This window comes from Agrococcus sp. HG114, from assembly GCF_024723325.1.
GTDB lineage: Bacteria > Actinomycetota > Actinomycetes > Actinomycetales > Microbacteriaceae > Agrococcus.
In genome coordinates this window covers 1-6,191 of sequence record NZ_JANQCH010000132.1, presented here as the reverse complement: position 1 = coordinate 6,191, position 6,191 = coordinate 1, and the positions used below count along the sequence as shown (strand labels likewise).

7 protein-coding genes are annotated in these 6,191 nt (G+C 73.8%); 1 reads left to right on the top strand and 6 read right to left on the bottom strand.

The window, feature by feature from the left end:
- Positions 1–229: 229 nt before the first annotated feature.
- From NWP09_RS11020 to speB, 4 genes are read right to left on the bottom strand one after another with little or no spacing between them, the layout of a single operon-like run.
- The gene (locus NWP09_RS11020; RefSeq protein WP_258275563.1) at positions 230–901 is read right to left on the bottom strand and encodes a cyclase family protein; all 672 of its coding nucleotides are present in this window, start codon (positions 899–901) and stop codon (positions 230–232) included.
- A complete protein-coding gene (locus NWP09_RS11015) occupies positions 891–2,267 on the bottom strand; it encodes a cytosine permease (protein WP_258275562.1) in 1,377 nt (458 codons plus the stop codon). The genes NWP09_RS11020 and NWP09_RS11015 overlap by 11 nt, the downstream gene beginning before the upstream one ends.
- A gap of 57 nt (positions 2,268–2,324) precedes the next feature.
- Positions 2,325–2,714: a nuclear transport factor 2 family protein gene (locus tag NWP09_RS11010; protein ID WP_258275561.1), complete on the bottom strand. Its 390-nt coding sequence runs from the start codon at positions 2,712–2,714 to the stop codon at positions 2,325–2,327.
- Positions 2,701–3,675: an agmatinase gene (speB, locus tag NWP09_RS11005; RefSeq protein WP_258275560.1), complete on the bottom strand. Its 975-nt coding sequence runs from the start codon at positions 3,673–3,675 to the stop codon at positions 2,701–2,703. Before speB ends, NWP09_RS11010 begins: the two co-directional genes overlap by 14 nt.
- A gap of 92 nt (positions 3,676–3,767) precedes the next feature.
- Between speB and NWP09_RS11000 the strand changes: the two genes are divergently transcribed.
- Positions 3,768–4,352, top strand: a complete 585-nt coding sequence (locus tag NWP09_RS11000) for a helix-turn-helix domain-containing protein (protein ID WP_258275559.1) — start codon at positions 3,768–3,770, stop codon at positions 4,350–4,352.
- A 10-nt stretch (positions 4,353–4,362) separates the two neighbouring features.
- Here the strand turns inward: NWP09_RS11000 and holA are convergent, their stop codons facing one another.
- A complete protein-coding gene (gene holA, locus NWP09_RS10995; protein ID WP_258275558.1) occupies positions 4,363–5,361 on the bottom strand; it encodes a DNA polymerase III subunit delta in 999 nt (332 codons plus the stop codon).
- Positions 5,362–5,370: 9 nt separating this feature from the next.
- The coding region (locus tag NWP09_RS10990; protein ID WP_258275557.1) for a ComEC/Rec2 family competence protein at positions 5,371–6,191 on the bottom strand (821 nt) is incomplete at its 5' end.

Here is a 6,191-nt window from a genome sequence, read left to right as displayed (position 1 = left end):
AGCGGCGGCCGCCGCGCGGGAGTGGCGGCAGCCGCGCTTGGGGGGCGCCTCCCGCCACTCACCTGCGAGAGGCGCCACTCACCTGCGGGAGGCGCCACTCACCTGCGGGAGGCGCCACTCACCTGCGGGAGGCGCCAGTCACCTGCGGGAGGCGCCACTCACCTGCGGGAGGCGCCACTCACCTGCGGGAGGCGCCATTCACCTCCCGGAGGCGCCACTCGGTGCCGGGTCAGTCGAGGAACGCGACCGCGCGCACCGGGGCGCCGTCGCCCGCGAGGCGCAGCGGGAAGAACCCGATCCGCACGCGGTCCGGCACGAGCTCGATGCCGCGGACGTTCTCGACGATGAGCCCATCCGTGCCGAGCACGACCTCGTGGACGGGGAACGACGCATCCGCCCCCGCGCCCGTGGGATCGGGGCTCAGCGTGTCGACCGCGAGCACGCGCATGCCCCGCCGCACGAGCTCGACGGCCGCGTCGCGGGCGAGCGCCGGGTGCGCGAGGCCGCGCTCCGATCCGAAGTGCGCGGCCCATCCCGTGTCGAGCACGACGATCGGCGGCAGCCGCTCGGGCAGCCCAGCCGCCTCGAGGCGGCCGAGCCCGTAGACCTCGCGGTCGGCGAGACCGGGGAGGCGCACGACGAGCGCCTCCCCGACGAGCTCGTCGAGCGCGACGTCCGCCATCGTGCGCCCGCCAGCCACCGTGTGCGCGGGCGCGTCGACGTGCGTGCCCGTGTGCGAGCCCATGCTGATCGCCGCGACCTCGACGCCGTCGGCCGCGACCGTGAGCGCGGGCCGGATGCGCACGGCCGGGTCGCCGGGGTACACGGGCATGCCGTCGGCGACCGGATGGCTCAGGTCGACGAGGCGCCGACCCGCGCCCGTGCGCTCGTCAGCGCGCATCCACCGCGTCCGCGAGGTGCGGGGCGGGCGTCTCGGGTCCGCGGTCGCGCGACGGCAGCGAGACGAACAGGTAGAGCAGGAACGTGACGACGAAGCTCGGCACCGTCGCCCCGAACGGCAGCGGCCACACGTACGCCCACGCGTAGGCGAGCGCGGCGCCCACCGCCCACGAGCCCACGGCCAGCCAGTTGACGCCCCCGGTGTACCAGTAGCGCCCGCCGCGCGGCAGCAGGATGTCGGCGGTGTAGCTGCGGCGCTTCAGCACGTAGTAGTCGACGATCATGATCGCGAACACCGGCGCGAACAGGGCGCCGATCGTCACGAGGAACGTCGTGAACTGCGCGAGCAGCACGAAGAAGGTCGACCCGACGATCGAGATGGCGCCGAGCACGAGCGCGGTCGCGAGGAACGGCACCCGCCGCCCGGGCAGCGCGTTGACGACGGTCGTGACCATGCCGTAGACGACCATCGTGTTCGTCGCCATGACGGAGAGGAAGATCGCGACGGCGAAGAGCGCGCCGAACGGCTCGATGATCGTCGTCGGGTCGAACGGGATGGGCGCGCGGCCGCTCAGCACGACGTAGCCGATCGCGGTCGCGCCGACGGTCATCGCGGTGACGGTCGAGAGCGTGTACCCCACGCCCGAGCCGATCGCACCGCCGCGCGTCGAGCGGGCGAAGCGGTTGAAGTCGGCCGAGAGCACCGTCCACGAGATGGCGGTCGCGAGCACGACGTCGAACACGAGGCCGGGCGTGTAGAACGGCTCGGCCGTGCCGGGGATCGCGGCGAACTCGGCGGGCGTGAACGTCGAGAACGCGGTGATGAACACGTAGGCGGCGATCGCGAGGATCGCCGCGGCGAACCACGGCTCGACCCTCGCGACGCCCGCGTGACCGAAGATCGCGAGCACGACCACGATGGTCTGGCACAGCACGGCGAAGACGACGGGGCTCGAGAACCCGGTGAGCGCGTTGACGATGTAGTCGAGCGAGATGCCGGCGAGCATCGCCTGCACCCAGCTCCACCCCATGAGGATCACGAGGTTCGCGGCCGCGGGCAGGAGGCTGCCGCGCGTCCCGAAGGGCCCGCGCGTGAGGGCCATCGTCGGCAGGCCCGTGCGCGTGCCGATCGCGCCGACGAGCACGAGCACGCACGCGCCGAGCACCGTGCCGCCCGCGATGAGGGCGAGCACGAGGCCGTACGGCACGTCGGGGACGAACAGGGTGCCGGTGAGCAGCGTCGTGACGACGAGGTTGGCGGCGAGCCAGATCATGAGCATGCGGCGCGCCGAGTAGGTGCCGCGCACGGGGCCGGCGTCGTCGGCGCTCGCCTCCAGGCGGCGTTCGAGGCGGGTGTAGAGCGACATCGGTCTCCTTCGACAGTGCGGATGCGCGGGGTCAGGTGCGTGGGTGGGATTCGGGGGTCAGTTGAGCGGCGACAGGTGCTCGTGCACCGCGACGAGGCGGTCGCCGTCGACGGCGAAGACGATCGACTCGCGCTCGCGGTACGACTCGGGGCCGTCACCCGTCTCGACGGTCGTGTCGACGGTGTGGGTGAAGACGGCCGCGCCCGGCATCGTCTGCACGAGCCGCTCGCTCGACGTGCACGAGACCACCCGCCAGCCGCCGTCGACCCAGCCCTGCCAGAGGGCCTCGTAGGCGGCGCGGTCGTCGAGCCGGCTCGGCTCGGTGTGGAAGATGAAGGTCGCGTCGGGCGAGAAGCCGGCGAAGTACCGCGGGCCGTCGGTCGCGGCGAAGGCGTCGACGATCGCGGCAGCGGCGGCCTCGACCTCGTCGCGCTCAGGTGTCCTCACGGTCGCCTCCCTCGCGTGGCGCCATCGCGCTGAGCAGCTCGTACACGACGTGGCTCGCGGCGACGGCCGTGAGCTGCGCGTGGTCGTAGGCGGGGGCGACCTCCACGACGTCGGCGCCGACGATGCGGAGCCCCGCGAGCGAGCGCAGCATCCGCAGCAGCTCGCGGCTCGAGAGGCCGCCCGCCTCGGGCGTGCCGGTGCCGGGCGCGTGCGCGGGGTCGAGCACGTCGATGTCGATCGAGACGTAGAGCGGCGCGCCGCCGATGCGCTCGCGCATCCGCTCGATCGCGGCGGCGACGCCGTGCTCCTCGACGAACTCGCTCGTCACGACCGAGAAGCCCAGGCGCGCGTCGTCCTCGAGGTCCTGCTTGTCGTAGAGCGGTCCGCGCGTGCCGACGTGCATGCTCGCGGTGAGGTCGATGAGGCCCTCCTCCGACGCGCGCCGGAACGGGGTGCCGTGCGTGATCGGAGCGCCGAAGTAGGTGTCCCACGTGTCGAGGTGCGCGTCGAAGTGCAGCACCGCCACCGGCCCGTGCTGCGCGTGGAGCGCTCGCAGGAGCGGCAGCGCGATCGTGTGGTCGCCGCCGATGACGACGAGCCGCTCGGCCGCCTCGTGCAGGGCGCGGGAGCCGGCCTCGATGTCGGCGACCGCGGCGTCGAGGTCGAACGGGTTCGCGACGATGTCGCCCGCGTCGGCGACCTGCTGGCTCCCGAACGGGAAGACGTCCTGCGCCGGGTTGTAGGGCCGCAGCAGCCTCGACGCCTCGCGCACGTGCGAGGGGCCGAACCGCGCGCCCGGCCGGTAGCTCACGCCGCTGTCGAACGGCACGCCCGCGATCGCGATGTCGGCACGACCGACCTCGTCGAGGCGCGGCAGCCGCGCGAAGGTCGCGATGCCGGCGAAGCGCGGCACCGCGCTCGCATCGATCGGTCCGCGCGGAGCTTCGGGGTTGGGTTGCATATTTGACAACTTTCGATACGCTTCACGAAACCAGCCCGGTCACCGTACGCCCCCGCACCTCCTGCGGTCAAGCGCGCCGACGAGAGGACGCGATGCGACCCATCCACCCCGACGCCGATGAGGCGGCCGTCGCCATCGGCGCGAAGCTCCGCGCCGCCCGCACGGCGCAGGGGATGTCGCTCAGCCAGCTCGCGACGACCGCGGGGCTCTCGAAGGGCTTCCTCAGCCGGGTCGAGCGCGACGAGACGTCGCCGAGCGTCGCGACGCTCGTGCAGCTGTGCCAGGTGCTCTCGCTGCCCGTCGGGGCGCTGTTCGAGGAGCCCGAGCTGCAGCACGTCACCTGGGCGGATGCCCCGCGGATCAACCTGGGCGGCGTGAGCGCCGATGAGCGGCTCATGTCGCCGCGGGGCCAGGAGCTCGTGCAGGTGCTGCGCTCGGAGCTCGAGCCGGGCGCGCACGGCGGATCGGAGCTCTACACGATCAGCTGCGAGGTCGAGGTGCTGCACGTGGTCGCCGGCGCCGTCGAGGTGCGCTTCGCCGATCGCTCGGTGGTCGTGCGCGCGGGCGATGCGCTCACGCTGCCGGGGCGCGAGCCGCACACGTGGCGCGTCGAGGGCGGGGAGCCGGCCGTCGCGATCTGGGTGCTCGTGCCGGCGCCCTGGAGCGGCTCGGCGTAGCCGCTTCGCGTCAGGCGCGGGCCGCGAGCTGCCGCACGAGCCGCTCGACCGCGTAGTGCGGGTCGCGCTCGGCGCCCTTCACCGCGTGGTCGGCGTGCGCGATCGCCTCGATCGCGTCGCACAGCGTCGCCTCGGTGTAGCCGCGCAGGTCCTTCCGTGCGCCGCGCACCTGCCAGTCCTGCATGCCGAGCTGCCGCGCCGCCTGGCCGTCGGAGCCGCCGGCGCCGGAGACCTTCGCGAGCTGCCGGAAGCGCATCGCGAACGCTGCGACGATCGGCACCGGGTCGGCACCCGTAGCCACGGCCTGGCGCAGCGTCGCGAGCGCCGTCGCGACGTCGCCCGCGATCACCGCGTCGACCACGGCGAACGCCGTCGTCTCGACCCGGCCCGCGTAGTAGGTGCGCACGACCTGCTCGGTGACCTCGCCCTCGGTGTCGAGCGCGACCTGCCGGATCGCGTTCGCGAGCTCGGCGATGTCGGAGTGGAAGGCGTCGACGAGCGCGGCGATCGCGCCGGGGGTCGCCTCGCGCTCGAGCAGGCGCAGCTCGTTGCGGGCGAACGGCACCATGTCGCCACGGCCGAGCGGCTGGCAGACGACCTCGAGCGCGCCCGGCGTGGAGCGGATCGCGTCGAGCATCTTCTTGCCGCGCACGGTCGAGCCGTCGTGGCGGATGACGAGGGTCGTGCCGTCGACGGGCGAGGCGAGGTAGCGCAGCACGTCGGCGATGAGCGCGTCGGTCGCCTTCACGCCGTTCTCGACGCGCACGAGCCGCGGCTCGTCGAACAGCGACGGGCTCGCGATGAGCTCGAGCGCACCGTCGACGTACTGGCCCGCGTCGACGTCGTGGATCTCGAGCTCCGGGTCCTCCATGAGCAGCAGCGCGCGCAGCCGCTGCATCGCGCGGTCGGCGAGGAACGACTCCTTGCCGAACACCAGCACCACGGGCGCGGGCGACACCTGCTCCCAGCCGATCTTCGGGATCGCGACCTTGGGGATGCTCGCTGCCACGCTCCCAGCCTAGGGCGGGCCGCCGACGCGCTCGGACCAGATGCGGATGCCCGACTCGTCCATCCCGAGCGCGATCGTGCCGAGCTCGTCGGTGCGGAGCGGCTGGCCGCCCGACTCCCGCACGACCTGCAGCGCCGCATCCGTCGGGTGCCCGTAGTCGTTCTCGCCGACGCCCACGAGCCCGACCGCTGCGCCGACGCGGCGGTAGAGCGCGGGCAGCTGATCGGCGGAGCCGTGGTGCGCGACGACCACGACCGCGGCGGGCGGGACACCGGCGCGCATGAGCCGCGACTGCGCCTGAGCCCCGAGGTCGCCGAGCACGAGCAGCTCGATCCCGCCGCCCGGCAGGTCGATCGAGACGGCGACGCTCGCGTCGTTGCCCGGCTCGAGCTCGCCGACCGGCCAGAGCGCGTCGACGCGGAGCTCGCCGAGCGCCCACGCGTCGCCCCGACGGGCCTCGTGCGTCGCGGCTCCTGCAGCCGCGAGCTCGGCGACGAGCGGTGCCGAGCGCTCGTCGACCGGGCCGTGCACGAGGAGTCCCACGCGTCCGAGCAGGGCGCTCGCGCCGCCCGCGTGGTCGAGGTCGAAGTGCGTGAGCACGAGCAGGTCGACGCGCTGCACCCCGAGCGTGCGCAGGCACCGCTCGATGGGCGCAGGCTCGGCGCCGGCGTCGACGAGCACGACCGCGCCGGCGTGCCGCACGAGCGTCGCGCTCCCCTGCCCGACGTCGCACTGCACGATGCGCCAGTCGGCGAGCGAGCCGAGCCGAAAGGCAGGCCACGCGGCCGCGCCGCCCGCGACGACGGCGACCGCGAGTGCGACGGCGACCC

Coding starts and splice junctions, on each gene's coding strand:
- NWP09_RS11000 (WP_258275559.1), top strand. CDS start 3,768: ATGCGACCCATCCACCCCGACGCCGATGAGGCGGCCGTCGCCATCGGC.
- NWP09_RS11020 (WP_258275563.1), bottom strand. CDS start 901: ATGCGCGCTGACGAGCGCACGGGCGCGGGTCGGCGCCTCGTCGACCTG.
- NWP09_RS11015 (WP_258275562.1), bottom strand. CDS start 2,267: ATGTCGCTCTACACCCGCCTCGAACGCCGCCTGGAGGCGAGCGCCGAC.
- speB (WP_258275560.1), bottom strand. CDS start 3,675: ATGCAACCCAACCCCGAAGCTCCGCGCGGACCGATCGATGCGAGCGCG.